Origin of the sequence: Nonomuraea mesophila (genome assembly GCF_004352805.1) — a bacterium.
Taxonomy (GTDB): Bacteria; Actinomycetota; Actinomycetes; order Streptosporangiales; family Streptosporangiaceae; genus Nonomuraea; species Nonomuraea longispora.
In genome coordinates, this window is the sequence record NZ_SMLD01000010.1 from 39323 (window position 1) to 64826 (window position 25504).

Here is a 25504-nt window from a genome sequence, read left to right on the forward strand (position 1 = left end):
GGGACGAGGGGCCAGGCGAACATCGCGGTAAACCTTGATTCCCCGCGATCCGCCGCATCAGGGTTCTTGGTGGTCAGATCCAGCCATCGAGGGCGTTCCTCATCCCGATACGGGAAGTGACGCCCAGTTTGGTGAAGATGTGCGACAGGTGGGTCTCGACCGTGTGGATGCTGATCGACAGTTGCTGGGCGATCTGCTTGTTGCTGCTGCCCTCGCCCGCCAGCGCGGCCACGTCCATCTCGCGGCGCGAGAGCCCGAACGGCCCCGCCGCGCGGCCTGGTGACGACGGCACGCGCACCCCGATCTTTCGTTGCTCTCGTACGGTCTCGGCCAGCAGGTGCTTGGCCCCGCATCGGATGAAGATCTCCGCTGCTCGCTGCAGGGCCGTACGCGCGGGGCCGCGCGCGTTCGCGGCGGTGAAGGCGGCGCCCGCGCCCAGCCACGCGCGCCCGGCGTCGACCCAGTGCCCGGCATGGGTGAACTCCTCGGCTGCGCGTGCGGCCTGCTCGGCCGAGGCGGCGGGCTCGTCGAGGCGCAGCGCGTGGGCCCTGCTCAGCCGGGCCGTCGCCTGGGAGGCGGGTAAGGCGGACGGGGCGAGGCGGGTGGCGCGCTCGGCCCACAGCGTGGCCTGCTCGCCTCGCTCCTGGGCCATCTCGGCGAAGGCCATGGTCTCGTAGGAGGCCAGCAGTGTGGCCCGGTCGAGGAGAATCCTGGCGGACGGCGTACAGACCTCGGCGAGCGCCTGAGCACCCGCGCTCACCTCGCCTGAGTTGATCAGCGCCCGCGCGCCGGCGTAGCGGGCGGTGGCCGCCCACGACTCCTCTCTGCCCGCGCACACCTGCATCGCTTCCTCGGCGTGTCGCAGGGCCTCCTCGTGCCGTCCCGACCAGGACGCCACCAGACAGCGCTCCGTCAGCCCGAAGGTCAGCAACTGCACCGACGACAGGGATCTGCCGATCTCTGTCGCCTCGTCGGCCGCCAACTCCGCCGCTGAGAGCTCGCCGGCCTGCCAGAGCGTACGGGCGTGCCCGGCCAGCAGGTTCGGCAAAATGTAGGTCTGGCCCGTCGACCGGGCCACGGCGACAGCGCGCGAGAACCAGTGCAGCGCCGGCTTCTGGCGGCCCAGCAACGTCTGCGCCCAGCAGAACCAGGACAAGGCGTCGATCCATTCGGCCAGGTGCTCGTCGGAGCTCTTGCCGGCCAGGCGCTCCGCGGCCTCGATGTGGAAGAGCGCGTCGTCCGCCCGCCCGGCCGAGTAGGCCGCTATGGGCCGCAGCGCGGCCACGGCCACGGCCATGCCCGGCTCCTCCTCCACGGGGATCTCCGGGATGAGGTCCAGGTAGTGCTGAGCGGCCTGGACGTCGCCGCGCATGAGGTTGTCGCCGACGAGCCGCAGCCGCAGGGGCACCGCCGCGCGCAGCAGGGGGTGCGGCATGCGGCTGAGCTCCGCCGTGAGCAGGGCCTGCCCCTCGGCCGGCCGGCCGAGCATCCGGTCCATCATGGCCGAGCGCCGGACCACCGACGCCCGTCGGGCGTGATCGGAATCGGGCAGCAACCGCAGCGCCTGCTGCGCCGTGCTCCTGCCCTCGCGCAGCTGGCCACTGATCGCCTGGAGCCTGGCCAGCTCCATGAGGACCTCCACCCGGTCCGGCTCCTCCTCCGGCATCAGGCGCAGCACCGCCTGCAGCCAGCGCGCGGCTGTGGCGGGAGCGTGTTCCTCCGCCGACTGCGCCGCCGCCTTCAGTGTCCGGATCGCGCCGCCGTCGCCGGGGCGGGCCGACTGCACCAGGTGGTGGGCGCGCAGCGAGGCCGGCGCGCCTATCTCGGCCAGGTACGCGGCGATGCGCGCGTGCGCCCGTACCCGCCAGCCGGCGCCCGCCGAGTCGTAGACGGCGCTCCTGACGAGGGGATGGCGGAAGCGGAAGCGACTGGCCGACCTGGCCGGGCGGATGACGTCGCGAGCGGCCAGCCGGTCCATGCTCTCGGCGACGGCCTCTTCCGGCAGCGCGGCGGCCACTTCCAGGATCGGCAGATCGAACTCCTCGCCCGCGACCGCCGCGCCGTGGGCCACCAGCAGCGCGTCGGGCGGCAGCGCGTCGAGTTCGAGCCTGAGCGCGCTACGCAGGTCGGCGGGCAGACCGCCCGGCATCGCCTCGGCCATGACCGGCGAACCCAGGTCGGCCAGGACCTCCAGGTAGAACGGGTTGCCGCCGCTGACCTCGTACAACGCCTGTGAACGGGCTGGGCCGGCCGCCGGGCCGAGAAATTCCTCCACCTCGGTACGGCTCAGCGGATCCACCGTCAGCCGGTGGGCGTGCTTGCCGGGCTGCACCAGTTTGACCAGGTGGGAGGGGGCCTGCGCGGGACGGTAGGCCACCGCCATGAGCACACTGCCGTCGGGCGGATGGCGGATCAGATAGCCGAGCAGCTCCGCCGACGCCTCGTCGGCCCAGTGCACGTCGTCGAGCACCAGGGCCAGACCCCCGGGAGCGGCCAGCTCCTCGAGTACACCCCTGACGGCCCGGTAGAACCGGTTGCGGGTGAACGGACTCAGCCGCGCGTCGTCGGCCGGTTCGCCGGCCAGAGAGGGGAAGACGGAGGCCAGCAGGGAGATCGCCGGCCGGTCGAGGCGTTCGCCCAGCTCCTCACGCAGGCCGGCCAGCCGTTCGTCGAGGGCGTCGACGACCAGGGCGAGCGGCAGGTCGGACTCGTACTCCGAAGCCAACCCCCTGGCCGCGCACATGCCGTGCTGCTCCGCCTTGGCCGTCACCTCATCGAGTAACCGCGACTTGCCCACGCCGGGTTCACCGGTCACCGCCAGGAGCTGGAAACGCCCGGAGAGAGTCGTCCTCAGCACACCGTCGAGCGCCGAGAGCTCGGCCTGTCTTCCCACGAGCCGCTTGACTCGACCGTCCACGTACGACCTCCGGTTGGGCGAGATCAACGATCTTCAACCCTATTGCCTGGGCGGTTGCCTGACCACGCGGATGTCAGGTGTTTTCGTGACTGTTGTCATCTCCCGGCCGTCGGCACTATTAAGCCATCGCCCGAAAGAAAGCCCCCAAAGAAAGGGAACAGAAAATGAATGCTCCGTTCGGTCTGGGAATCGCACGCACCGTCCCCGCCGAGGCGACCGGCGAGCCGGCCGGCGCCTACGACGCCGGCCGGCAGGTGTGGGTCGGCGGCGAGGACGTCTCCGCCGGTTACTGCACCAAGTTCAAGGTGTGCGCCCTCGGCGGCTGCATCACCTACAACCGGCAGCTCTGGGACACCGGCCCCATCGGCTGCTGACCCGCTGGGACAGCTCGGGGCGGACACCTTCGCGGCGTCCGCCCCGAGCCCCCACCCCGTTCACATCCCTACGAACCGGCGGGCCGCAGAAATGCAGGAATCGCAGATATTAATATTCACGAACACCATGGATCCGCACGCCGACGTCGTCATCAAAAAACTGAACAGCTGGGGTCATGAACCTGTGCGGCTGAATTCCGACGACCTGCCCGACGCGGCGGTGATCCGTACGGCGCTGCGCGGCCCGCGCTGGACGGGCGGATTTCACATGAACGCCGGCGAGCGGGTCGCCGACCTGGAGCGCGTGCGGTCGGTGTGGCTGCGCCGCCCCCACCCGTACGGGCCGTCGGCCGCGCTCGGGCCGCTGGAGCGCGCCTTCGCCGTCGCGGAACTGGAGCAGACCATGGGCGGGCTGCTCGCCTCGCTGGACTGCTACTGGATGAGCCGTCCGGGCGACGTCAGGGCGGCGAGCTGGAAACCCGAGCAACTGCGGCGGGCCGCACGCATGGGCTTCGAGGTGCCGCGCACGCTCATCACCAGCGACCCGGAAGCGGCACGCGCCTTCCACGCCGAGTGCGGGGAAAGGATGATCTTCAAGAGCATGACGGGACCCGCGGCGCTCGCCTCCGTCGAGCCCACCTCGGAGGCGGTGCCCGCACCGCCGACGACCTTGGAGATGCCGACGACCATGCTCGGGGAGGCCGAGCTGGCGGCGCTGGACGCCGTTCGCCTGACCCCCTGCCTGTTCCAGGAGTACGTCGACAAGGACAGGGAGTTGCGGGTGACCGTCATCGGCGACGAGGTCTTCGCCGCCGAGATCCACTCGCAGGCACGGCCGGAGACCGCGGTGGACCTGCGGCACTTCGAGGTGGACGTCCCCTACCGGGCTGCCCGGCTGCCGGACGAGGTGGCGAGGCGATGCCTGGAGTTCGTGCACAGCTACGGCCTGACCTTCGGCGCGCTCGACCTCATCCTGACTCCGGACGGCCGCCACGTCTTCCTGGAGAACAATCCCATCGGCCAGTTCCTCTACATCGAGGAGCGGGTGCCGGAGCTGCGCATGACAGATGCGCTGGCCGGCTGCCTGGTCAACGCGGGACGGCCGTCGTGAGCGGGCACGTGGTCGCCGACGTGCTGGCCGAGCTGGAGAGCGTACGCGGTGGCCGGGCGCTCGCCCTGCTGGCCGACCGCCTCGACGCCACGCACGCCTACGCCCTGTACGAGTGCCTGCGCGGCCGCGAGCGTACCGAGCGCATCGACCTCGTGCTCTTCACCAGCGGAGGCGACGTGGACGCCACGCGGCGTATCGCCCTGCTGCTGCGCGAGCACGCCGACCGGCTGACCGTGCTCGTTCCCGACCACGCCGAGTCCGCGGGGACCCTGCTGTGTCTGGCCGCTGACGAGCTGGTGCTGGGTCCGATGGCGCAACTGGGGCCGATCGATCCGCACGTCTCCGCCGCGGGGGAGCAGGCCGCGGGTCCCGGCCGGATCTCCGCCGAGGACATCCGGCTCCTGCCCAGGATGGCCGGTGAGTGGTTCGGCCTGGACCAGAAGGCCGACCAGGTGCACATCTTCTCGGCCGTGAGCCAGCGGCTGTTCCCCACGACCCTGTCCACCTTCTACCGGGCCGACCGCAACATCCGCAGGGCGGCACGCGAGCTCATCGCCCTCCAGCGGCCCGGCCTGGGCGAAGAAGGACGTACCCGCGTCGTCGACGAACTGGTCTCCGGCTACGACAGCCACGGCCACGCCATCACACGTGCCGAGATCGCGCGCCTGGGGCTCCGGGTGACCATGCCGAGCCCGCGTGAGGAGGAGCTGATGTGGCGCTGCGCCGAGCCCTTGCGCGAGTGGCACACGCGCAGCGACGAGAACGGCGGCCTGCTCGGCATGGTCGCCGACGCCGAGGGCTTCCGCGCCCGCAGACTCTTCACCGCCCCCACACCCGACCAGCCGCCCCGCCCCTACTGGGAGTTCGACCACCCCGGAGGTGAACGCACATGCTGAGCCCCTTGCCCGAATACGCGCTGCTGTTCTTCCGCCTGAGCCTGGCCCTGGTCTTCGTCCTGGCGGTCGTGGCCAAGCTGCGCGACCTGCCGGCCTTCACGAAGGCGACCGCCGACCTGTCGGGCCTGCCCGCCCGCGCGGCCCGGCCCGCCGCGACCGCGGTGGTGCTGGCCGAGGCCACCGCCGCCGTGTCGATCGCGGCCGGCGGCGCCGCGCTGACGTGGGGGCTCGCGCTCGCGGCGGGTCTCCTGCTGCTGTTCTCCGCCCAGCTCACGCTGGCACTGCTGAGAGGGCGGAGCGTTTCCTGCAACTGCTTCGGCCGCAGCACGCAGCCCATCTCGGCGCTCGACCTGCTCCGTAACGCCGGGCTGATCGCCTGCGCCTGCGCCGCGCTCGTTCTGCAACTGCTGACGTCGCACCAGAGTGTCGTGCGTACGGACGCGCTCGCGCTCGTCGCGGTGATGGCCCTGTTGTTCGTCACTGTCTGGCTGCGCCTGCCCGATGTGAGCCTGATCCTGCGCCCGGCGCGGCAGGCGGCGGCCACGAAGGAGAGCCTCTCATGACCACGACGACGATGTTCGCCCTCACCTGGGCCGTCCTGCTCGGCTCGGTGGCGCTGACCCTCTTCATGGCGGCCAAGCTCAGGTTCGTGCTCGATCCCTTCCGCCATCAGCCGGCCGACCTGACACTTCCGGAGGGCACGTCCGCGCCGGCCTTCTCCGCGTCCACGCTCGACGGGGAGGTGCTGGACACCGAGGACTACGCCGAGCGCGCCTTCACCCTCGTCTTCGTCTCCCACCACTGTCCGAGCTGCCACGAGCACCTCCCCCACATGAAAGCGCTGTGGTCGCTGGCCGCGTCGGCGGGGAGCGAACTGGTGATGGTGGTCTTCGACGAAGAGTCGGGAAGCCGTGCCGAGGCCGAGCGCATGGTCGCCGAACACGCCGTCCCGGCCAGGACCGTGCTGGCCGCGCCGGGCCACCCCTTGCGCGAGCTCTACAACCCGCGGCAGGCCACGCCGCTGTACTGCCACGTGGAGTCGGGCGTGGTGCGCGGCAGCGGCCCGCTCGGTTCACAGGGCTGGCAGAACCTCGTACGCGGCTGGCAGGCGGACGTCGTAGGTGCACGATGACAGCGGCGTGGGAGTGCGAGGCGGCCGTCAAACGGTTCGCGGAGCGGACGGCCGTCGACGGCGCGACCTTCCGCTGCGCGTACGGGCAGATCACCGCGCTGCTGGGGCACAACGGGGCCGGCAAGTCCACGCTGTTCAAGGCGGCGGCCGGGCTCGTACGGCTCGACGCGGGCGCCACGCTGGTCGGCGGCCACGCACCCGGCAGCACCCAGGCCCAGCAGACGGCGTCCTACATGCCGGAGCAGCCCGACCTGTACCCGGGAGTGTCGGTCTGGGAACACATCACCTTCGTCGCCCTGGCCTACCGGTTGCGCGCATGGGAGCCCCGCGCCCGCGAGCTGCTCGAGCGGTTCGAGCTCACCGACCGGCGCGACGCGCTGCCCCACGAGCTCTCGCAGGGGCTGAGGCGCCGGCTCGCCCTGGTCATGGCGCTGCTGCACGGAGCCGAGGTGTTGCTGCTCGACGAGCCGTTCAACGGCCTGGACCCCCACAGCGCCATGCGGTTGCGCGCCACCCTCACCGACCTGGCGGCGGGTGGTGCGGCCGTCGTGGTGGCCACCCACATCCTGCATGACGCACAGCGCATCGCCGATCACGTGATCGTGCTGGAGCGCGGGCGGGTCATCGCCGGCGGCGACCTGTCCAGCCTCGTGCGTCAGGCGGGGCTGGCCGGGCAAACCGGGCTCGAGGACGTCTATCTCGCTCTGACGGCGGAGAGCCGATGAACGAGTTCGCGGCCGCGAGCCGCGCCCTCGCCCATCTCTCCTTCGCCACATGGTCCCGGCGGGTGCGGGAACTGCGCCCGTGGCGGATGCTGCTGCTGGCCGCAGGGGCGGCACTGGTGGCCCTGCTCCAGTTGCGGATCACCGCGCTCGCGCCTCCAGGCCAGGACGGCGTGGCCGACCGGGTCGTCACCGTCGCGCCGCTGATCCTGCCCCTGCTGTTGCTGACCGCGACGCGCCGCTCACCGCTGCGGCTGTCGACCGCCGACGCCTCGTGGTCGCTGACCGCTCCCGGAGGCGGCCGCGCCCTGCTGGCCAGGCATCTGCTGGCCGGGCCGGCACGTTTCGCGCTGATGGTCCTGGCCGCCGGAGCGCTGACCCGCTGGTGGGCGGGGTTCGACCCGATGTGGGCGTGGCAACCGGCCGCTGCCTGCGCCGTGCTGCTCCTGCTGTTCGGGCTGGTCGCCTGTGTACGCCACCTGCTGGCGCTGGGGCCCGCCCCGGTGCGAGTGTCCCTGCGCGTCGCCGGAGCGGCGTGGGCCGTGGCGATGCTGATCTCGTACGCCTCCGACCTGCCCGCCGCGGCCTGGGTACGGCTCGCGCCGCTCGTGCGGGGACTGGCCGGACTGCTGTTCGAACCGGCACCGGGATCCGCGCCGCTGCTGCTGGCCGGTCTGGCGTCTCTGATGGGCGCAGTGGCCCTCCTGATCGCCGTGGCCGACGGCTACCAGGAGCCCGCCGACGCGGCTGCGCGGGAGAGGGCCGGCGCGCAGGAGGTGCTGCGCGACTCCCACTCCGGTCAGGAGCTGGGAGCCGAGCGGTTCCGGACCGGGGTCGCCTCGCTGAGGCCACCTTCGGCACTCACCGGTGAGCGGGCGGTGTTCTACCGGGCGCTGGCGCAGGAGCGGCGGGTGCTGGCCGACCGCCTGGTCATGCCCGTCCTGCTCCTGGCGGCGGTGGCGGGGCTCATGGTGGTGGCTCCCGCGTACGGCTGGGTGCCGCTGTTGCCGGCGGTGCCGCATCTGCTGGGCGAGCATCTCGTCGGAGGCGTGGCCGTCGAGCGCGACCACCACTTCGCGCGGGTGACGGGCATGCGGATGGAGCGGGTCCTGATCTGGGCCAACCTCCTCCCAGTGGCGCGCACGGCCGTGGTGCTGGAGGCGCTGTGGTTGCCCCAGATCTTCTCGCCCGTGGTCGAGGCGCCCCTGTGGTGGGCCGGGGTGCTGCTGGCTCCGATCACCGCCGTGCTCGTCGGCGGCGCGGGCGAACTGGCCGGCTCGCTCATCGACCCGATCGCCGCGAGGTTCACGGTCGCGCTGGCCGTGTGCGGGCTCGGCTGGACGCCGTGCGCGGGCCTGCTGGCCGTGGACGCGCCACTGCCCATGGTCGTGGCGAGCCTGTCGACGGCGGCGGTGGCGGTCTGGGCCGGTGCGGCCCTTGCCGCGCGCACACCATGGCCGCTCCGCCGCCCCGGCGAGCTCAGGTCGTGAGTGAGGTGACGAACCGGGACATGCCGGTGAGCCACCGGTCGGGGTCCTCGGCTTTGCGGCGTACGTACTCCGCCACCTCCGGATGCGGAAATATGTGGAACCGTTCCGCCGCCAGGCCGTCGATCACCGTGCCCGCCACGTCGTCCGGGTCCAGGATGGGCCCGGACGCCTTGACGGCCCGCGCGGTCAGGTGGTCGTCCTCCAGGCCCTGCTCCAGCATCGCCGTACGCACTCCCTGCGGGCACAGCACGCTGACCCCGATGCCCTTGTCCGCGTAGTGGATGGCCAGCCATTCGGCGAACGCGATCGCCGCCGCCTTTGTCACCGCGTACGGCGCGTCGCCGGGGCAACTGATCAGCCCGGCCGCCGAGCAGGTGTTGAGGAGGTAGCCCCCGCCGCGAGCGATCATGGACGGTACGGCGGCGCGGGCGGCGTGGACGTGGGCCAGCACATTGACCGCGTAGAGGCGGTTCCAGTCCTGGTCCGAGGCGTCCAGGCCGTGGCCGTCGATGACGCCGGCGTTGGAGCAGAACAGGTCGACAGGGCCGAACGGGGTCTCGACGAGCGCGGCGACCTCCTCCTCGGACGACACGTCCACGCGTACGGCGGCCGCCCGGTCGCCGATCTCCGCGGCCACCGCGCTCGCCCCGGCGGCGTCGAGGTCGGCGACCACCACGCCCGCCGCTCCCTCCGCGGCGAACCTGCGGGCCATCGCCCTGCCGATCCCGCCGGCCGCGCCCGTGACGACGACGACCTTGCCCTGTACGCGCATCCGTGCTCCTCCCGTACCCGAGCCCGGACCGGCCCGAGCCCGAGCTGTTTCCGAGCGAGCCGGCCGGTGCCAGAACATGATTCTACTGTGGTGGAGCGGGCCTCAGATGAGAGTTCTCTCATCCGGGCCTCAGCGTGGTCTCCTCGAAAGCCATCATGCTCGGCTTCATGAAGCAGCGGGGAACGGTGATCCTGCTCGTCCTGGCGGCGGCCGTGGCGGGATTCATGTCGGTGGGGCTGGTGCAGGCGTCCGAGGAGCCCGACCTGGGCGGGCCGGTCGTGGTGACGCCCTCGTCCGACGGGCGCGGCGCGTACGACCCCCGAACCTCGGACCCCCGCACGTCCGACCCGGCTCCGAGCGGACAGCAGACCTCCGAGCCCGCGGTTTCCGGCTCGCCGTCCACGAGCCCGGAACCCCGCCCCAGCATGGGCCCCACACCTCGCAAGACGAAGGCGGAGCCGGTCAGACCACCCTCGCCGAGGCCGGGGGGCGGCGATGATGACGATGATGGTGACGACGACGACGATGATGATGACGACTGATGGCGACCGGTGGCGACGGGTGACGACTGGGCCGGTGACGGCTGATGGCGACTGATGATGACGACTGACGGGGAGGGCGCATGCGGGTGAGCGCCCGTGCCCGGATCGTGGGCTGGATGCTCGCCGTCGTCGGCCTCGCCCTGTCAGTGTCGATCTTCGCGACCTGGTCCGTCCTGCTGGCCCGGCTCGACAGCCGGATCAACCTGGAGATCGGCAACGAGGTCGACAAGCTGCGCGCCTACGTCCACCCGGAGACCGGACACTCGTTCACCGCGCTCGACGACCTGCTCGACGGCTATCTGTCGGTCAACACGCCCGACCGGTGGGAGACCTTCTTCAGCATCGTCGACGGCGAGGCGCACAAGGTCACCGCCATCCCGCCGCCCGTCCGCCTCGACACCGACGCCGAGCTGGTCGCCGACCTGGCCGAGGCCACCGAGGCCGAGCGCGGCACGGTGGAGAGCGCGCAGGGCCCGGTCAAGTACGCCGTGATCCCCGTACGCGTGCAGGGCGACCCCCGACAGGGCCACTTCGTCGTGGCGATCTTCTACGAGCGGCACCGCGACGAGATCGTGGAGGCGGTGAGCACGCTCGGGTTGTCGGCGCTGGCCGCGATGGCGTTGTCGGGCGGCGCCGGCTGGCTGGTGGCCGGGCGGGTGCTCGCACCGGTACGGCTGGTCAGGCAGACCGCGGAGCAGATCAGCGACTCCACCGATCTCACGCGCCGGCTCGACGTGCCCGGCAACGACGACGTGGCGGCGCTGGCCGGGACGTTCAACCACATGCTCGACCGGCTGGAGCGCGCGTTCGTCGGCCAGCGGCGGTTCCTCGACGACGCCGGTCACGAGCTGCGTACCCCGATCACGGTCATCCGCGGTCACCTGGAGCTCATGGGCGACGACCCCGCCGACCGCGCGGAGACCATCGCCCTGGTCACCGACGAGCTCGACCGCATGAACCGCATCGTCGACGACCTGCTGACTCTCGCCAAGGCCGAGCAGCCCGGCTTCCTCACGGTCGACGACGTGGAGCTGGCCGACCTGACGGTCAGCGTGGTCGCCAAGGCCCGTGCGCTGGGCGAGCGCCGGTGGCGGGTCGACGAGGTGGCCGAGGCGGGGATGCCCGCCGACCGGCAGCGGCTCACGCAGGCGCTCATGCAGCTGGCGGCCAACGCCGTGCGCCACACCGCCGACGGCGACCTGATCGCCGTCGGGTCCGCCGTCCGCGACCAGCACGTGGAGCTGTGGGTACGCGACAGCGGCCCGGGAGTGCCGCCCGCCGAACGCGAACGCATCTTCGGGCGCTTCGTCCGCGGCAACGGCCGCACCGGCGCCCATGACGGCGCCCACGATGGGGCCGGCCTGGGGCTGGCCATCGTCAAGTCCATCGCCGAGGCCCATGGAGGCGACGTGAAAGTGACGGAGGCTCCGGGCGGAGGAGCGAAATTTGTCATGACGCTGCCGCTGCGGCAGGTGTGGAGGCAGTGGTGAACCGTATTCTCATCGCCGAGGACGAGTCCAGGATCGCCTCCTTCGTGGAGAAGGGGCTGCGGGCCAACGGCTTCGTGACCGCCGTGGTCGGCGACGGGGTCGCCGCGTACGATCTGGCCTGCGGGGGCGGGTTCGACCTGCTCATCCTCGACATCGGACTGCCGCTGAGCGACGGGTTCACGGTGTTGCGGCGGCTGCGCGAGTCGCGGGTCACCATGCCCGTGATCATCCTGACCGCGCGTGACAGCGTGAGCGACACGGTGGCGGGGCTGGAGGGCGGCGCCGACGACTACATCGCCAAACCCTTCGCCTTCGAGGAACTCCTGGCCAGGGTGCGGCTGCGGCTGCGCGCGGAGCGCACCCCCGAGGTGACCGTGCTGCGGGTCTCGGACCTGTCGCTCGACCTGCGCACGCGGCGGGCGTACGTCGGGGACCGCTCGGTCGACCTGTCGGCCAGGGAGTTCGCGCTGGCGGAGATCTTCTGCCGCCACCCCGACCAGGTGCTGACCCGCGAACAGCTGCTCAGCCACGTGTGGGGCTTCGACTTCGACCCGGGCTCCAACGTCGTGGACGTGTACGTACGCTACCTGCGCCGCAAGATCGGCGCCGAGCGCATCGAGACCGTGCGCGGCACCGGCTACCGGATGAGAGCGGCCTAATCATCACCTCACGGTCGCTTCACCCCCTCCATAGAGGCTGTTCATCGACGGCACTACAGAGGGAGAAAACGTGGCAACCGGGCTGGTGATGGACCTCGCGGCGATCGTCGCGCTGGCCTACGGGCTCTACTATCGGCGGCACCACCGGCGCGACCTGCTGTTCGCCTACGTCGCGCTCAACGTGGGCATCTTCGCCGTGGTGTCCCTGCTGCTCGTCCAGCGGGTCGACATCGCGGTCGGGTTCGGGTTGTTCGGGGTGTTGTCGATCATCCGGCTGCGGTCCAGCGAGATCACCCAGCAGGAGATCGCCTACTACTTCATCGCGATCGTGCTGGGGCTGGTCAACGGCCTGGCCGGGGCGTGGCCGCTGACCGCGCTGCTGCTGAACGGCGTGCTGCTGGCGATCATGTACGTCGCCGACCACCCCCGGCTGCTCGGCCGCACCCGGCAGCAGGTCGTGACGCTGGACGTCGTGCACGCCGACCCCGACCTGCTCCGGGCCGACCTGGAGAGCCGGCTGCGCGCGCGGGTGCTGCACTGCGTGGTCACCCAGGTCGACTATGTGCGGGACGTGACCGTGGTCGACGTGCGCTACGCGATGCCGAAGACGGCGCCGAGCGCGATGGGGGTGCGGCGATGACGGACGCGGACGTGCTGCTCGCCGGGGTGGCCGCGGCCGCCAGGCCGGTCGGGCTGGCGGACGTGCCCGAGCTGATGAGCCGGGTCGACCGCAAATATCTCGTGACGGGCGCGACCATGGCCCGGCTGGCGGGGGAGCTGGGGGACCGGCTCTCCGTGCTGCGGATCGGCGGGCGACGCCAGTTCCGCTACACCTCGACCTACTTCGACACCCCCGACCTGCTCACCTTCCGCCAGCACCGGCAGGGGAGACGGCGCAGGTTCAAGCTGCGGACCCGTACCTATCTGGACGGCGGCGGGCGCTGGCTGGAGCTCAAGCTCAGCGGCGCGCGCGGCAGCACCGACAAACACCGCATCCCGTACGACGGCGTGCCCGCGCACGTCCTCACCCAGGAGGCGCGCGATTTCGTGCACAACACCCTGGTCGGCGAGTTGCGTCTGTCCCCGCCCGCCGGGCTCGGACCGGTGTTGTCCACCGACTACCGGCGGGTGACGCTCATCGACCGGGCGGGCGCGGCCCGGATCACCTGCGACACGGGCCTGCTCTGCCACGACGGGCGTGGGCACGTGCCCGCCCGGCGCGACCTGGTGCTGCTGGAGTCGAAGTCGGCCGACGGCAGGGCGCTGGTCGACAGGGTGCTGCGCGAGATGGGGGTGCGGCCGGTCAGCGTGAGCAAATACTGCATCGGCATGGCGGCGCTACGGGACCTGCCGGGCAGCAACCGCTGGCGTCCGGTGGTACGGCGCTATCTCGCGCCCCGGGAGAGCCGTTCCTGTCTCAGCCAGGTGGCATAGTGCTCGGCCATGGACGACGAGTTGCTGCGAAAGACCCTCACCGCTCATATCCGCATGAACGTGGCGATCGGGCGCCGTACGTTCGAGCAGGTGATCCGTGACGCCGTGGACGTGTGGGAGATGGGGGCCGACGACCACGACCTCTTCGTGCGCACGGCGGAGGAGATCGCCGGGCATGCGTTCGCCGGCCACCTCGCGGCGCAGGCGACGTGGCCGCAGGTCACCGACTGCGACCGGCTGAGCATGGCCATGATCGACCTCGCGATGGCCGGAATCCTGTCGCGCGAGAGCTACACCTGCTGTCAAAACTGCGCGAGCACGGAGATCGGCGGGGAGCTCGGCGACCTCCCCGGCATGCGCGGTTACGCCTTCTACCACCAGCAGGACGCCCAGGCGGCGGCCGGGGGCGGCGGCGTCATGCTCGCCTACGGGGCCACCGGCGACGGTGACGCCGCCGGGATCGGCGCGGAGATCGTGGCCGCCTGCCGGAGCCGCGGGCTGGAGCCCGAGTGGGACGGCGACGTCCGGCAGCGGATCGACGTGCCGCTCGACTGGCGGCGACGGCGCTTCGGGCCGCTGGCCGACCACCCGGGCGCGCAGCCGCCGTCCGCCGGTCCCACCGTGCCGGTCACCTTCTGCGACTACACCTCGCTCGCGGCCGACGCCCCCGTGGACCTGACGGTGCAGGAGAGCCGCGACCTGCTGCTCTGGATGACCCCGTACGCCGGCAACTTCGTCAGCTACCACGGACGGCCGGGGCCGACCCTGCAGTTCGCGTGGGAGAAGGAGATGCGGTTGTGGGCGGAGTCGCCCGACCCGGAGGCGCGGTGCTTCCACGGGCGGCACGTGACCGTCGACGAGGCGCTGGAGCTGATCACGGTCCACGTCACGAACGGGCGGACCACCCTGGCGGATCTGGGGGAGGTGGAGACGGTGCCGTGGTGAACGTCCGCGACACGATGCACCTGACCGTCTCCTCCAGCGAACTGGCCTGGCCGATGACGGTCTCGCGGGCGCCGGGGAGCAGGTCGCGCTCGACGTACCAGCCGCGCATCAGGTCCGCCCCGAACTCCCTGCTCTGGGGGCGGGTGGTGTGGCGGCGCAGGGTCTCCTCGAAGGAGACGTCGAGATAGAAGAAGTGGCAGCGGCCCGGATGGCCGCGGCGCAGCGCGGTGAGCATGTCGCCATAGCGGGCCGCGGTGAGGATGCCCTCCAGGACGACGTGGTGGCCGTGGCCGAGGGCATAACGGGTGACGGTGTCGATGAGGCCGATGTTGACGCCGCCGGGTTCGTCGAGCTCGCGCAGGATCTCGCGGCGCAGCAGGTCCTGGCTGACGATGGCGAGGCCGCGCCGGCCGTAGGCGTCGCGGATGGCGCGGGCGACCGTGGTCTTGCCCGAGCCGGAGTTGCCGCGCAGCACGATCAGTTGCGTCTCGTCCGAGCACGTACGCACCGCACCAGGCTAGTTCGTGCGAGAAGCACCCCGGCGCGCACCACCGGGCAGGCGGGCCGCGCCCGGCGGGGACCGGGCACGGCTCGTGCTGTGACATTACGACTTCACCCAGCCCGGGAGACCTGGGACGGGTCCGGGAGGTGGTTCGTAGGCGGCAGCGTGGGGCCGGACACCTTGAGGCGATGTTGCGGATCGGGGACCGGGACCTGCCGGCGGTGTTCCCAACATTTTGAACGATGGTACTACTTGTACTATCGTTCAAATATGTTGACGGAGAAGAACGCACCGACGCGTGCCGGGGTGCGGGAGTGGTTCGGCCTGGGGCTGCTGGCGTTGCCGACCGTGCTGCTGGGGCTGGACGTCACGGTCCTGTACCTGGTGTCGCCGAGCATGGCCGCCGAGCTGGACCCCACTCCTGGGCAAGTGTTGTGGATCATGGACGCCTACGGTTTCTTCGTGGCCGGCTTCCTCATCACGATGGGAACGCTGGGCGATCGGATCGGCAGGCGGCGCCTGCTGATGATCGGTGTCGCCGCGTTCGCCGCCGTTTCGGTCGTCGCCGCGTTCGCGCCGAACGCCGGCCTGCTGATCCTGGCCCGAGCGCTGCTCGGCATCGCCGGCGCCACGCTCATGCCCTCGACGCTGTCGCTGATCAGCAACATGTTCACCGACGCGCGCCAGCGCGCCGTGGCCATCGGCGTGTGGGCCACCATGTTCGCCCTCGGCATGGCCGCCGGTCCGATCGTGGGCGGCGCCCTGGTCGACCGGTTCTGGTGGGGGGCGGCCTTCCTGCTCGCCGTACCGGTCGCGTTGGTCGTCCTGGCCGGCGCGCGCGCCCTGCTGCCCGAGTACGCGGCGCCGGGCGAAGGGCGCCTCGACCTCATCAGCGTCACCCTGTCCTTGGCCGCCATCCTGCCGGTGGTCTACGCGGTGAAGAGCTTCGCCACGCACGGGGCTGACGTGTGGACGCTGCTGCTCCTGCTGGTCGGCGCGGCAGCGGGCGTCGCCTTCGTCCGCAGGCAACTCCGGCTCACCTCCCCGCTGCTGGACGTGACGTTGTTCGCCGACCGTGCCTTCTCCGCCGCCCTGGCGGTCCTGCTGATCGGGCTCGTCGGCGTGGGAGGCACCATGTACCTCGTCACCCAGTTCCTCCAACTGGTCGAAGGGCTCTCACCGGCCGAGGCCGGCCTGTGGATGGGGCCACCGGCGCTGGCGATGTTCGCCGCTGCCATCGGCGCCCCTGTCGTGGCCGCGCGCTGGCGGCCGGGGAAGGTCATGGCGGCGACCCAGGGGCTCTCCCTCATCGGCTACGCGCTCCTCGTCACGGCGGACACCGGCAGCGCGGTGAGCGTCGTGATCGGGTTCGCATTCGTCTATTTCGGTCTGGGGGCCATCGCCGCGCTGGGCACCGACATCGTCGTCGGAGCCGCTCCCGCCACGAAATCCGGATCGGCGGCGGCGATGTCGGAAACCGTGCAGGAACTCGGGCTCGCCGCAGGGGTCGCCCTGCTGGGCAGCCTCACCACGGCCGTCTTCCGTTCGCAGGTCGGGCTGCCGTCGCAGGTGGCGCCCGACATCGCCGCCCGCGCCGGCGCCAGCCTGGACGGAGCCGTGGCCGTCTCCGACAGGCTTCCCCCAGGCGCCCTTCAAGGCGCGCGGGAAGCGTTCACCACAGGGCTGAACATCACCTCCCTCACCGCGGGAGCCGCGATCGTGGCCGTGACCTTGCTGTGCCTGCTGAGGCTGGGGCACATCCGCCCCATCGGAGAAACGAACTCGTGATCGTCTAACCTTGTGCTCAGGAGGGGGCATGGGCGACGACAGGGTGACGGACGCACGCAGGGCCAGAGGACAGAAGCGCCGGGCTGAGATCATCGAAGCCGCCCTGGCCGTCGTCCAGCGTGACGGCGCGGCCGGTGTGACCCACCGCACCGTCGCCAGGGAAGCCGGCATACCCGTCAGCTTGAGCACCTATTACTTCGCCACCATCGACGACCTGCTGGTCGCCGCCCTGACCAGCATCGTCGAGACCTACACCGCGCGCATCCGCGACATCATCGACCACCGCGACGACAAGCTTCGCGGCCTCGCCGAGCTCATCGCCGAATCCGCGGGCGCCGGACGTGACCGCGCCCTGGCCGAACGCGAGCTGTCCACGCTCGCCGCCCGGCGACCCGCCCTACGTCCCATCGCCCGCCGCTGGCGCGAGAGCGTCGCCGACCTCGCCGGGCACTGCACCGACTCGCCTGATGCCGTGACCGCGCTCGTCGCGACCTCTGACGGTCTCTGCGCCGCCATCCTGATCGACAACGCGCCGGCCGACCCCGAACACGTGCATGCCGTCCTGCGGCAAGCGCTCGGCCTCCGGCCCGGCGCCACCAGCCACTGACCGGTCCTCGCGCCGAGGGCGGTGGTCTCGCCGGACGGCCGTGCCCGGCGGGCCCGGGCACGGCTCGCGCTGTGACGTTACGACCTCACCCAGCCCGGGAGACCTGGGACGGGTCCGGGAGGTGGTTCGTAGGCGGACTTCTTGGATGCGGAGGGCGGGACGGCGGGGCATCGGGCGCCCTTGGCCGGCAACTTGAGCGCGACCAGATAGCGGTCGATGCCGTTGACGGCGCACTCGCCGTGGTCGTAAATGCGGTGCCCCCACCCTTCGTACGTGAACAGCCTGCCCGCGGCGCCCAGTTGCTTCGCCGTGCTCACGGCCCAGTTGTAGCCGGTGGCGGGATCATGCAGGGCGTTGGCCACCAGCAGCTTGGGGCCGGACACTTTGAGGCGATGTTGCGGATTGGGGATCGGGGCCTGCTGGCCGAGACACGCGGCCGTCGTGGCCAGCGCCTCGGGGCCGGCCAGCATGTCGGGGGCGATCTTCCGAGAACTCTTCAGGTGCGCGGCGTACTCCCGGTAATTCCGGATCGGCAGCAGATAGTCCAGGCAGAAGACCTGGGTCGCGTCCTTGATCTCCTCCTGCTTGGGCAGTGGCTTGAGCATCGATCTCGCCTTGCCGCTGCCGCTGTCGGCCGCCACCAGGAAATCGGCCAGATCGGCCCAGGTAGGGCCGAAGGATCCGCCCGTCGCCTCATAGATGAGCAGCAGCTTGGTGAGCGGGACGTCCGGCTCTCCCGGATAGTGCAGTTCGCCGCGCTCGGCGCGGGCCAGCAGGTTCGCCCAGAAGGTACGGATGTTCTTGCCATGCAGGGCGCACGACGTGGTCTTGCCGCACCACTTCACGAACTCGTCGAAGGAATCCTGGGTCGTCCACGCCTGGGTGTCCAGGAATGCCCTGGTGCCCAGGCTGTGGTCCATGTTGCTGTCGAGCGCAAGAGCGCGCACGTTGCGGGGGAAGAGCTCGGCGTAGATCTGCCCCATCAGCGTGCCGTAGGAGATGCCGTAGAAGGAGAGCTTGTCGTCGCCGAGAGCTTCCCGCATGGCGTCGAGGTCGCGCGCGACGCTGACGGTGTCGACATGGTCGAACAGCGGGCCGGTGCGGGCCCGGCAGTCCTTCTTGTACCGCTGGTTGTGCGAGAGCAGCCGCTCGAATTCGGCCTGGTTCTTCAGGAACGGATCAGGCGCCTGCGAGGCGAGCTCTCGCGAACAGCGAATGGGATGGCTGCCTCCCACCCCGCGCGGGTCGAAACCCACGATGTCGAACCGGCTGGTGATCTCCGGGGAGAAGCGCATCCGGTTCTGCACCACCGTCTGCACACCCGAGCCGCCGGGGCCGCCGGGATTGACGACCAGCGAGCCGATCCTCGCCCCGGGGTCCGTGGCCTTACGCCGGGCCAGCGCCAGCTTGATCGTCTCACCGCCGGAGTCGCCCCAGTCGAGGGGCACGGTCAGCGTCCCGCAGTCGACCGCGGAGTCCTCCGCGCACGGCTTCCACGAGATCGTCGACGTACTCGCCGCGGCCGGTGGTATGAGCACGACCGTGGCGATGAGCATGAGTAAGGAAGTGAGAATTTTCCACATATAGTGTCCAATCGTCGAAGGGCGCCATGCTAGATCCACTTAGGGTCCACATGTGCCATAACGCGGAACAACGTTCGTTTATCCGGGGGCTGACCGGTGATAGGCACCGTAACGACCTGCAGCGATGGCCGCCCCGAGGGAAGTCTTCATGCTTGACCGCATCCACCAGATACCGGCCGTCCTGCTGGGCGCCGACGACTACCTCGACGACTTCTGGCCGAGCTACCGCCGGACCGACGACGTGGTGTGGAAACTCCAGCGGGTGCAGGGCTTCGACGCGGCAGCGGGGCCGGGCGCGCTGGTGCAGGGCGACTGGGAGCGCTCGCTCAAGCTGGCCGGCGACGGGCGGGCCGCGGCGGCTGGGTTCGCGCGCAGGCGGCTGCGGATCGTCGAGCCGTGCATCACCTCCTACCTGCGCTGGGAGATGCACGTGCTGGCCTCGCGCGGCCAGGTGCGCGAGGAGGTGCGGGTGCTCGCCGCCCAGCAGGTGGCCGACCTGGAGATCGACCGGCGGCTGCCCGAGCTCGTGGTGCTGGGGACCTCGGTGATGTACGAGGTGACGTACGACGCCCTGGGCGCCCACAGCGGCGCCCGGCGGATCGACGACCAGGAGGTGATCGCCGCCTGCCGGGGTGAGCTGGACAAGCTGTTCGCCGCGGGGGAGACGCTCGAAGGGTATTACGAGCGCGAGATCGTCCCGCTCACCGCACCGCGGGTGCCGACCTGACCGGCGCGGCGCTCATATTCCGACGAGGTGTACCCGATCTTCGCAGAGCTTCCATGCCCCGGTGGCGAGCCTCGGCCACATGGGCGACCGTGGGCTCATGATCGTCAAGCAGCCTGGAAAATGACGGCGGGCGCTTCGGCACCATCGTCGACATCGGCGGAGGCAAGGGGCTGCTGCTGGCCACGCTGCTGCAGGAACGTCCTACCTTGCGCGGTGTGCTGGTAGCCGCGGTCGGGTCGCGGTCGGCGGACAACGCGCGTGCTTTCGCCGGGAAGTGGGGCATCGAGCACGCCCACGGTTCCTACGACGAGCTCGTGGCCGACCCTGACGCCGACATCGTCTACGTGGTAACCCCCCACAACTTCCACGCCGCCAATGCGACGGCCGCCCTCGAGAACGGCAAACATGTGCTGGTCGAGAAGGCGTTCACCGTCAACGCCGCCGAGGCCCGCGCCGTGTTCCAGCTCGGTCGCAGCAAGGGGCTCCTCGTCATGGAGGCCATGTGGACACGCTTCCTCCCTCACGGCCCGAACTCATCCACACAGAACATCACCGATGACTCGCCGTCGTCCGGCAGGACCTCGCCGTCGGTGATCGCGTACAGGTGCTCGACGCGGGCCTTCTTGGCCGCGTAGTCCGGGTCGCGCGAGGCCTTCCGGATACCTGGCGATCTTCTTGATCGCCACCCGCTGGGGCAGCGTGAACTTCGGCTACCGGCCGCCCTTGTACTTGGGATAGAGCGAGTCGAACCCGTCGGCGTTGAAGTTGTCGATCACGTCGCGGACCCGGTCTTCGCTGGTGAAGGCCAGTTCGGCGATTCTCGGGACAGTCATGCCTTGGGCCGACCCGTCGTGCCGACGCCAAAGGAGACCGGAGGCTGGCGTCCTGCTACACGAGGGCCCGGCCGACCTCCTGGAACGCTTCGTCTTCACAGTCGGTCGCCAGCGTCGGCGACGCCACGGAACGCCTACGGCTGCGAGGGAGCACTCGCTGGCCGGTTCCCCGAACAACAGGCCGGACATCTTCCCGGCGCTGATGGCCGGCCGCGATCGGCGAGCATCCGCTGGAGCACGCTGGCCTTCCAGATGCCGCTGTTGGCACCGGCCAGCCGCAGTTTCCACTTCATCGTCGTAGTCCTTCCAGTTGGATGGCGGTGCGCCGCTGGCCGGCGAGCCAGGCGTCTTCGACGTGCACTCATCAGGTGGGTCCTCCATGATCAGGAGTTACACCGTTCTTACAGTCCATCCCGGTGGGGATGACACGGCCGGGTCTTTTGTCGGGTGCCTAACTCAGCGACCTGCCCTCTCCGAGGGCGGCGGGCGGCCAGCTCGACTCGGGCGAACGGGACGGCCAGCACGGCCAGCACGGCCGATGGGGCCAGGAGCCAGAGCCAGCGCTGGGCCCACCAGCCGACGGTTGGCTCCGCCTGCAGGGTGCCACCGAGCCCTTCATAGGCCCACAGCACTACCAGGTACGCGGTCATGTGCCAGAGAAAGATGGTCAGCGCGACCACGTTGAGGGCCACCACCGGCTTCCAGGCGGCCGACCGGCGCAGCAGGCGGTCGGCGGCCGGCGTGACCAGGGCCAGCAGCCCGAGTTGGAAGACGGCCAGGGCGGCAATGGTGGCGTTGGTGGGGAAGATGTTGGATTCGGCGTCACCGATGGTGGACACCATCGAGGCGGGGTAGCCCGCTCCCACGGTCAGCCCGACCAGCGCGGCCAGTCCGGCCCCGGCGACCGCCAGCCGCTGTGATAGCGACCGCCGCCCCAGGTCCCAGGTACGCCAGGCGTAGCCGAGCTGGTGGCAGAACAGCCACACCAGGGCGGCCGTGACCCAGCCCGCCCAGGCCAGGCCAGCGCCGCGGTGCGCCACGCTGCCGAGCGCGATCAGCAGCACGAGCGCTGCCAGGACCCTGGCTCCGTAGCGGGCGTTCAGGCTCGCGGTGATCGGCACTGCGGCGACCAGCAGGCCGTACACGGCCAGGAACCACAGCGGTGTCAGGTAGCCGGGGAACCACTGCCACATCCATCGGTGCGGGCCGGGCAGGACACCCGCGATCAGCTCGCCGGCGAGCCAGATCAGGGCCCAGGCGGCAGTCGGCCAGAGCAGTCGGCGCAGCCGGTCTCGGACGAACCGGCCGGCGCTCGTCCCGCGCGCCTGAGCCCGCTGCCAGCCGACCAGGTTGGCGTACCCGCCGACCAGAAAGAACACGGGCATGATCTGCAGCACCCAGGTGGCCAGCCAGCCGCCGGGCACGGCGTGGATCGAGTTGGGCATGGACAGGCTGCCGTCGGCGGTGCGGTGGGTGACCGACAACGTCCAGTGCCAAAGGGTGACGACCAGGATACACAGCGCGCGAGCGGCGTCGACCACACGGTCGCGGGACGCCGGCGTGGCCGCCACCAGGCGGTCCAGCGTCGATCGTCTGCCCGCGTCGCGGCGGTTCTGCCGGTCTCTGCGTCTGGCGATCAGCGGTACAGCTCCTCGATATCGGCCGCGAAGTCCTTGTGGACCAAGGCACGCTTGACCTTCAGCGTCGGGGCTAGGTATCCGTTCTTCTCGGCCAGATCGACAGGAAGGATCCGGAACCTGCGGATCGACTCAGCCCGGCTCACCGCCGTGTTGGCCTCGTCCACGGCCGTCTGCAGCCTGGCCCGCAGATCCGGATCGTCGCGCAGCTCAACCGGGCCGGCCTGCTCGTGTCTGCCGACGGCCCGCTTCCATGATGCCAGCGCGCTGACGTCCAGGGTGATCAGCGCGGCGACGTACGGCCGCCGGTCGCCGACGACCACGGCCTGGCTGATCAGCGGGTGAGTGCGCACGCGATCCTCCAGCGGCTCCGGGGCGAGGTTCTTGCCACCGGCGGTGACGATGATCTCCTTCTTGCGGCTCGACCCCCGGGGAGAGGCCGCCCCACCGTGCCGATCTTCAGCGCGTGGGGCAGGTTCACGGTCGCGGCGGCACTGGTCTCGGTCAACCCGTAGCCTTCCAGCACGGTGATGCCAATCCCTCGGAGGAAGTGGCTCAACCGTACGCCGAGCGGCGCTCCGCCCGAGATGGCGTAGCCGACCCGGCCGCCAAGCGCGGCCCGCAGTCGCCGGTACACCCGCTGGTCGGACAGGCGGTGTGCCAGGTGCAAGCGCCAGCCCGGACGCCCCTCGTCGAGCGCCTGGCTGTAAGCCACGGTGGTTCGGTCGGCCCAGGCACGCATGGTTCATCTCTCTGTGAGGAAAAGGCCAGCCAGCTGGCGTCGCTGAACTACGGCACCGGGCGGCGCAGGAGCGGCGGCGAGAAGCAGCCAAAAGCCTGATTCCCCAGGTCAGCAGCCGCACACCTGGCGAAGGCGTGCCACCATTCGTCCCGCGCCGAGGCTGGGGCCCGGTTCATGAAGTTCAGCGGGGCGAGCCGCTCCCGGGCCGGCTCATCCACCAGTGCCTTCACCAACGGGCCGAGCCACGCCCGAACAAGCACCTGGAACAGCCAGGTGACCGGATCGAGCCAGCCGAGAACGTCCAGCGCGTTGTACCCGGACATCCGGCCGCTCCGGTAGGTCACGGCGACGACGAACCAGTGCCCGAGCACCACCAGGCAGATGGCCAGCGCGCGCCACATGTCGACGTTGCGCTCACGACTATCCGGCGTGCGCACCGCCAGGTCAAACCAGATGGGTCTTGGTGGTCAGCCCCCGCGCGTGAGCGCCCCAGCGCATGGTCGGCCGGCTCGTCCTGCACCCCACCGGGCGGCTCCTTCTGCAGGTGGCCCTCCCGATGGTGCTGCCTGCGGGGGCTGGGGTGCGAGCCGAGTTGGTTCATGCGCCATTGCGCGGGCCTGGGCAGTCTGGAACGCCCGCCGGTCAACCACCGACTCTCCGAACCGGCTGGCCCGTCGCCGCGTCGATGATCTCGCGGTCGCCCAGAGGGCTCGACAGCCGGGCATAACTCAGGACTACGCCTGTGTCCACGGCGCAGGCCTCCTTCAGCGTGTCCACGTCGGAGACGAGATAGCTGTCCGTGTCTCCAGCGCGCTGGCCAGTTACCGAGAGCACCACACGTGTGGGTGTCTCCTGGGCGGTGACCGGGTGGGTGGCGCAACTGTCCGAGACGCCCACCACCAGTGTGTCAGCGGCAGCCGGAGGAGTGGCTTCGTGCAGGGTGCCGTCCTGCCATAGGTACGCAGGCAGCTCACGCTCGTGATCGATGACGAGGTATCCCTTCAGCGGCACCGGGACGGATGGGCCTACGCCGTGCTTGGGCGTGCTGATGAAATCGCTTCCTCAATGGCCTGCCACGAGCACGTCCATTTCGCGTCCACGCTTGACATCGTGGTCGACGACGAAGAAGGCGGTGACCGCCAGGATCACTAATGAGCCGCCGACGAGCAACGACGCACTCCGCCGGCTCATCCTCGTCCACACTGTGATCAGTTGATCGTCAGCTGGACGGTGAGCGTGGACTCCACCAGCAAGGGCAATCGAGGCTACCTGCGCCGGCGGGGGATCAAGGCGTGCATTCCGAGCCCAGCAGGCCCCGTGAGGCTGAAATAGGTTCAATGTAGGGAAAATTCTGTCGACGCTAGAGGGGCAGGTCGCCGGTGGCGGAGGCGGTGGAGCCGGTGGCCTGGTAGGCGGCGATGGTGCGTTCGGCGATGCGCATCTGGTGGATCTCGTCGGCGCCGTCGGCGAAGCGGGCCCAGCGGGCGTGCTGGAACATGTGCGCCAGCGGCGTGTCCGTCGAGTAGCCGAGCGCCCCGTGCACCTGGATGGCCCGGTCGATGATGCGGTTGAGGCTGCCCGCGACGAAGTGTTTGGCCATCGAGACCTCGGTGCGGAAGTCCTCGCCCTTGTCGATCTTCGAGGCGGCGTGCAGCACCATGAGTTTGCACTGGTAGAGCTCCATGGCCGAGTCGGCGATGAGCCACTGGATGCCCTGCTTCTCGGCCAGCAGGGAGCCGTGGCTGTAGCGGGTGAGCGCGCGGCCGACCATCATGTCGAGGGCCGTCTCCGCCTGCGAGATCCAGCGCATGCAGTGGGCGAGCCTGGCCGGGCCCAGGCGGTACTGGCCGAGGCGGTGGCCGTTGCCCCGGCCGCCGAGGATCTGGCTGTCGGGCAGCCGCAGGTCCTCGATGAGGATCTCGCTGTGGCCGGTCGAGCCGTGCATCGTCTCGACCTCGCGTACGTCGTTCCAGCCGGGGTCGGGCAGGTCGACGAGGAAGGCGGTGTTGGCGCCGCGCGAGCCCTCGGGCACGTCCTGCTCGGTCCTCGCGATGAGGATGGCGAAGTTGGCCCGGCGGGCGTTGGAGATGAACCATTTGTGGCCGTTGATGACCCACTCGTCGCCGTCGCGTACGGCGGTTGTCTGGATCAGGGTGGGATCGGAGCCCGCGACCTCCGGCTCGGTCATGGCGAAGCATGACATCTTGGTGCCCTCCAGGAGGGGCCGGAGGTACTTCTCCTTCTGCTCGTCGCTCGCCCAGTGCAGCAGCGTGTGCATGTTGCCCTCGTCGGGGGCCTGGCAGTTGAGCACCCACGGGCCGATGCGGATCTTGGCCGCCTCCGACTGCACCATGGCCAGCTCGACGTGGCCGAGGCCCATGCCGCCCCACTCCTTCGGCATGTGCGGCAGCCACAGCCCCTCGGCCCTGGCCAGGGAACGCAGGTGGAAGATCGTGCGGAGGTAGGCGTCGCGGTCGCCCTCCTCCAGTTCCTCCATGGCGGGCGCGACGGTGCCCTGGATGAAGGCGCGGACCCGCTTGCGGATCTCCTCGTGCTCGGGTGCGAGGGTGAAGTCGATGGCCATGCTGCTCCTTACGGTGT

28 protein-coding genes are annotated in these 25504 nt (G+C 70.5%); 17 read left to right on the forward strand and 11 right to left on the reverse strand.

The window, feature by feature from the left end; translation table 11 throughout:
• Positions 1-73: 73 nt before the first annotated feature.
• On the reverse strand, positions 74-2917 hold the full coding sequence (locus tag E1295_RS06020; protein ID WP_246079870.1) for a helix-turn-helix transcriptional regulator: 2844 nt from the start codon (positions 2915-2917) through the stop codon (positions 74-76).
• A gap of 164 nt (positions 2918-3081) precedes the next feature.
• Here E1295_RS06020 and E1295_RS06025 point away from each other — a divergent pair, with 164 nt between their 5' ends.
• From E1295_RS06025 to E1295_RS06050, 7 genes are all read left to right on the forward strand, one after another.
• Positions 3082-3291 carry a hypothetical protein gene (locus tag E1295_RS06025; RefSeq protein WP_132628669.1) on the forward strand — a complete coding sequence of 70 codons (210 nt, stop codon included), beginning with the start codon at positions 3082-3084 and terminating at the stop codon, positions 3289-3291.
• 91 nt (positions 3292-3382) lie between these two features.
• Positions 3383-4402, forward strand: coding sequence for an MvdC/MvdD family ATP grasp protein (locus tag E1295_RS48515; protein WP_342775838.1), 1020 nt, complete (start codon positions 3383-3385; stop codon positions 4400-4402).
• The gene (locus tag E1295_RS06030; RefSeq protein ID WP_166427101.1) at positions 4399-5298 is read left to right on the forward strand and encodes an SDH family Clp fold serine proteinase; all 900 of its coding nucleotides are present in this window, start codon (positions 4399-4401) and stop codon (positions 5296-5298) included. Before E1295_RS48515 ends, E1295_RS06030 begins: the two co-directional genes overlap by 4 nt.
• On the forward strand, positions 5292-5861 hold the full coding sequence (locus E1295_RS06035) for a MauE/DoxX family redox-associated membrane protein (RefSeq protein WP_132628671.1): 570 nt from the start codon (positions 5292-5294) through the stop codon (positions 5859-5861). The genes E1295_RS06030 and E1295_RS06035 overlap by 7 nt, the downstream gene beginning before the upstream one ends.
• The gene (locus tag E1295_RS06040) at positions 5858-6430 is read left to right on the forward strand and encodes a peroxiredoxin family protein (protein ID WP_132628672.1); all 573 of its coding nucleotides are present in this window, start codon (positions 5858-5860) and stop codon (positions 6428-6430) included. The genes E1295_RS06035 and E1295_RS06040 overlap by 4 nt, the downstream gene beginning before the upstream one ends.
• A complete protein-coding gene (locus tag E1295_RS06045; protein WP_132628673.1) occupies positions 6427-7155 on the forward strand; it encodes an ABC transporter ATP-binding protein in 729 nt (242 codons plus the stop codon). The genes E1295_RS06040 and E1295_RS06045 overlap by 4 nt, the downstream gene beginning before the upstream one ends.
• A complete protein-coding gene (locus E1295_RS06050) occupies positions 7152-8642 on the forward strand; it encodes a hypothetical protein (protein ID WP_132628674.1) in 1491 nt (496 codons plus the stop codon). The genes E1295_RS06045 and E1295_RS06050 overlap by 4 nt, the downstream gene beginning before the upstream one ends.
• On the opposite strand, the gene E1295_RS06055 is transcribed toward E1295_RS06050, so the two are convergent.
• Positions 8632-9414, reverse strand: a complete 783-nt coding sequence (locus E1295_RS06055; RefSeq protein WP_132628675.1) for an SDR family oxidoreductase — start codon at positions 9412-9414, stop codon at positions 8632-8634. The two genes, E1295_RS06050 and E1295_RS06055, sit on opposite strands and share 11 nt — an antisense overlap.
• Before the next feature lie 167 nt (positions 9415-9581).
• Here E1295_RS06055 and E1295_RS06060 point away from each other — a divergent pair, with 167 nt between their 5' ends.
• The 6 genes from E1295_RS06060 (at position 9582) to E1295_RS06085 (ending at position 14484) form a co-directional block, all read left to right on the forward strand.
• Positions 9582-9956: a hypothetical protein gene (locus E1295_RS06060; protein ID WP_132628676.1), complete on the forward strand. Its 375-nt coding sequence runs from the start codon at positions 9582-9584 to the stop codon at positions 9954-9956.
• An 80-nt stretch (positions 9957-10036) separates the two neighbouring features.
• Positions 10037-11446 carry a sensor histidine kinase gene (locus E1295_RS06065; RefSeq protein ID WP_220448558.1) on the forward strand — a complete coding sequence of 470 codons (1410 nt, stop codon included), beginning with the start codon at positions 10037-10039 and terminating at the stop codon, positions 11444-11446.
• On the forward strand, positions 11443-12105 hold the full coding sequence (locus E1295_RS06070; RefSeq protein ID WP_132628677.1) for a response regulator transcription factor: 663 nt from the start codon (positions 11443-11445) through the stop codon (positions 12103-12105). Before E1295_RS06065 ends, E1295_RS06070 begins: the two co-directional genes overlap by 4 nt.
• A gap of 88 nt (positions 12106-12193) precedes the next feature.
• Positions 12194-12745: a DUF4956 domain-containing protein gene (locus E1295_RS06075; protein WP_132628730.1), complete on the forward strand. Its 552-nt coding sequence runs from the start codon at positions 12194-12196 to the stop codon at positions 12743-12745.
• Complete coding sequence (locus tag E1295_RS06080) at positions 12742-13539, forward strand: polyphosphate polymerase domain-containing protein (RefSeq protein WP_132628678.1); 798 nt, start codon at positions 12742-12744, stop codon at positions 13537-13539. The genes E1295_RS06075 and E1295_RS06080 overlap by 4 nt, the downstream gene beginning before the upstream one ends.
• A 9-nt stretch (positions 13540-13548) precedes the next feature.
• The gene (locus tag E1295_RS06085) at positions 13549-14484 is read left to right on the forward strand and encodes a DUF6891 domain-containing protein (RefSeq protein WP_132628679.1); all 936 of its coding nucleotides are present in this window, start codon (positions 13549-13551) and stop codon (positions 14482-14484) included.
• On the opposite strand, the gene E1295_RS06090 is transcribed toward E1295_RS06085, so the two are convergent.
• Entirely contained in the window at positions 14426-14992 is a 567-nt protein-coding gene (locus E1295_RS06090; RefSeq protein ID WP_246079871.1) for a kinase, read from the reverse strand. The two genes, E1295_RS06085 and E1295_RS06090, sit on opposite strands and share 59 nt — an antisense overlap.
• Before the next feature lie 264 nt (positions 14993-15256).
• Here E1295_RS06090 and E1295_RS06095 point away from each other — a divergent pair, with 264 nt between their 5' ends.
• Both E1295_RS06095 and E1295_RS06100 read left to right on the forward strand, forming a co-directional pair.
• Positions 15257-16774 carry an MFS transporter gene (locus E1295_RS06095; RefSeq protein ID WP_132628680.1) on the forward strand — a complete coding sequence of 506 codons (1518 nt, stop codon included), beginning with the start codon at positions 15257-15259 and terminating at the stop codon, positions 16772-16774.
• A gap of 28 nt (positions 16775-16802) precedes the next feature.
• Positions 16803-17381, forward strand: a complete 579-nt coding sequence (locus E1295_RS06100) for a TetR/AcrR family transcriptional regulator (RefSeq protein WP_132628681.1) — start codon at positions 16803-16805, stop codon at positions 17379-17381.
• A gap of 77 nt (positions 17382-17458) precedes the next feature.
• Here E1295_RS06100 and E1295_RS06105 read toward each other — a convergent pair whose 3' ends face one another.
• Positions 17459-18937 (reverse strand): alpha/beta fold hydrolase, encoded by a 1479-nt coding sequence (locus tag E1295_RS06105; protein WP_220448559.1) that lies wholly within the window; start codon positions 18935-18937, stop codon positions 17459-17461.
• Positions 18938-19112: 175 nt separating this feature from the next.
• Between E1295_RS06105 and E1295_RS06110 the strand changes: the two genes are divergently transcribed.
• Both E1295_RS06110 and E1295_RS06115 read left to right on the forward strand, forming a co-directional pair.
• A complete protein-coding gene (locus E1295_RS06110; RefSeq protein WP_132628682.1) occupies positions 19113-19691 on the forward strand; it encodes a DUF6879 family protein in 579 nt (192 codons plus the stop codon).
• Positions 19692-19879: 188 nt separating this feature from the next.
• Entirely contained in the window at positions 19880-20326 is a 447-nt protein-coding gene (locus tag E1295_RS06115) for a Gfo/Idh/MocA family protein (protein WP_342775839.1), read from the forward strand.
• Positions 20327-20401: 75 nt separating this feature from the next.
• On the opposite strand, the gene E1295_RS49975 is transcribed toward E1295_RS06115, so the two are convergent.
• The 7 genes from E1295_RS49975 to E1295_RS06155 all read right to left on the reverse strand — a co-directional run bounded on the left by E1295_RS49975 (position 20402) and on the right by E1295_RS06155 (position 25487).
• Positions 20402-20524: a helix-turn-helix domain-containing protein gene (locus E1295_RS49975; protein ID WP_220448561.1), complete on the reverse strand. Its 123-nt coding sequence runs from the start codon at positions 20522-20524 to the stop codon at positions 20402-20404.
• Between the two features lie 401 nt (positions 20525-20925).
• Positions 20926-22095, reverse strand: a complete 1170-nt coding sequence (locus E1295_RS06130; protein WP_246079872.1) for an acyltransferase family protein — start codon at positions 22093-22095, stop codon at positions 20926-20928.
• Between the two features lie 65 nt (positions 22096-22160).
• The gene (locus E1295_RS50680) at positions 22161-22514 is read right to left on the reverse strand and encodes a hypothetical protein (RefSeq protein WP_246079873.1); all 354 of its coding nucleotides are present in this window, start codon (positions 22512-22514) and stop codon (positions 22161-22163) included.
• Entirely contained in the window at positions 22496-22903 is a 408-nt protein-coding gene (locus E1295_RS50685; RefSeq protein WP_246079874.1) for an AMP-binding protein, read from the reverse strand. Before E1295_RS50685 ends, E1295_RS50680 begins: the two co-directional genes overlap by 19 nt.
• A gap of 47 nt (positions 22904-22950) precedes the next feature.
• On the reverse strand, positions 22951-23340 hold the full coding sequence (locus tag E1295_RS49610) for a hypothetical protein (RefSeq protein ID WP_181957961.1): 390 nt from the start codon (positions 23338-23340) through the stop codon (positions 22951-22953).
• A gap of 205 nt (positions 23341-23545) precedes the next feature.
• Entirely contained in the window at positions 23546-23914 is a 369-nt protein-coding gene (locus tag E1295_RS06150) for a hypothetical protein (protein WP_132628683.1), read from the reverse strand.
• Positions 23915-24263: 349 nt separating this feature from the next.
• Positions 24264-25487: an acyl-CoA dehydrogenase family protein gene (locus tag E1295_RS06155; RefSeq protein ID WP_132628684.1), complete on the reverse strand. Its 1224-nt coding sequence runs from the start codon at positions 25485-25487 to the stop codon at positions 24264-24266.
• Positions 25488-25504 lie beyond the last annotated feature (17 nt).

Excerpts from the sequence above, each read along its gene's own strand:
- E1295_RS49975 (WP_220448561.1), bottom strand. The coding sequence starts at position 20,524 with ATGACTGTCCCGAGAATCGCCGAACTGGCCTTCACCAGCGAAGACCGG.
- E1295_RS06055 (WP_132628675.1), bottom strand. The coding sequence starts at position 9,414 with ATGCGCGTACAGGGCAAGGTCGTCGTCGTCACGGGCGCGGCCGGCGGG.
- E1295_RS06050 (WP_132628674.1), top strand. The coding sequence starts at position 7,152 with ATGAACGAGTTCGCGGCCGCGAGCCGCGCCCTCGCCCATCTCTCCTTC.
- E1295_RS06075 (WP_132628730.1), top strand. The coding sequence starts at position 12,194 with ATGGACCTCGCGGCGATCGTCGCGCTGGCCTACGGGCTCTACTATCGG.
- E1295_RS06060 (WP_132628676.1), top strand. The coding sequence starts at position 9,582 with ATGAAGCAGCGGGGAACGGTGATCCTGCTCGTCCTGGCGGCGGCCGTG.
- E1295_RS06065 (WP_220448558.1), top strand. The coding sequence starts at position 10,037 with ATGCGGGTGAGCGCCCGTGCCCGGATCGTGGGCTGGATGCTCGCCGTC.
- E1295_RS06045 (WP_132628673.1), top strand. The coding sequence starts at position 6,427 with ATGACAGCGGCGTGGGAGTGCGAGGCGGCCGTCAAACGGTTCGCGGAG.
- E1295_RS06100 (WP_132628681.1), top strand. The coding sequence starts at position 16,803 with ATGGGCGACGACAGGGTGACGGACGCACGCAGGGCCAGAGGACAGAAG.
- E1295_RS06080 (WP_132628678.1), top strand. The coding sequence starts at position 12,742 with ATGACGGACGCGGACGTGCTGCTCGCCGGGGTGGCCGCGGCCGCCAGG.
- E1295_RS06035 (WP_132628671.1), top strand. The coding sequence starts at position 5,292 with ATGCTGAGCCCCTTGCCCGAATACGCGCTGCTGTTCTTCCGCCTGAGC.
- E1295_RS06040 (WP_132628672.1), top strand. The coding sequence starts at position 5,858 with ATGACCACGACGACGATGTTCGCCCTCACCTGGGCCGTCCTGCTCGGC.
- E1295_RS06095 (WP_132628680.1), top strand. The coding sequence starts at position 15,257 with ATGTTGACGGAGAAGAACGCACCGACGCGTGCCGGGGTGCGGGAGTGG.
- E1295_RS50685 (WP_246079874.1), bottom strand. The coding sequence starts at position 22,903 with ATGCGTGCCTGGGCCGACCGAACCACCGTGGCTTACAGCCAGGCGCTC.
- E1295_RS48515 (WP_342775838.1), top strand. The coding sequence starts at position 3,383 with ATGCAGGAATCGCAGATATTAATATTCACGAACACCATGGATCCGCAC.
- E1295_RS06155 (WP_132628684.1), bottom strand. The coding sequence starts at position 25,487 with ATGGCCATCGACTTCACCCTCGCACCCGAGCACGAGGAGATCCGCAAG.
- E1295_RS06105 (WP_220448559.1), bottom strand. The coding sequence starts at position 18,937 with ATGCTCATCGCCACGGTCGTGCTCATACCACCGGCCGCGGCGAGTACG.
- E1295_RS06085 (WP_132628679.1), top strand. The coding sequence starts at position 13,549 with ATGGACGACGAGTTGCTGCGAAAGACCCTCACCGCTCATATCCGCATG.
- E1295_RS06025 (WP_132628669.1), top strand. The coding sequence starts at position 3,082 with ATGAATGCTCCGTTCGGTCTGGGAATCGCACGCACCGTCCCCGCCGAG.
- E1295_RS06110 (WP_132628682.1), top strand. The coding sequence starts at position 19,113 with ATGCTTGACCGCATCCACCAGATACCGGCCGTCCTGCTGGGCGCCGAC.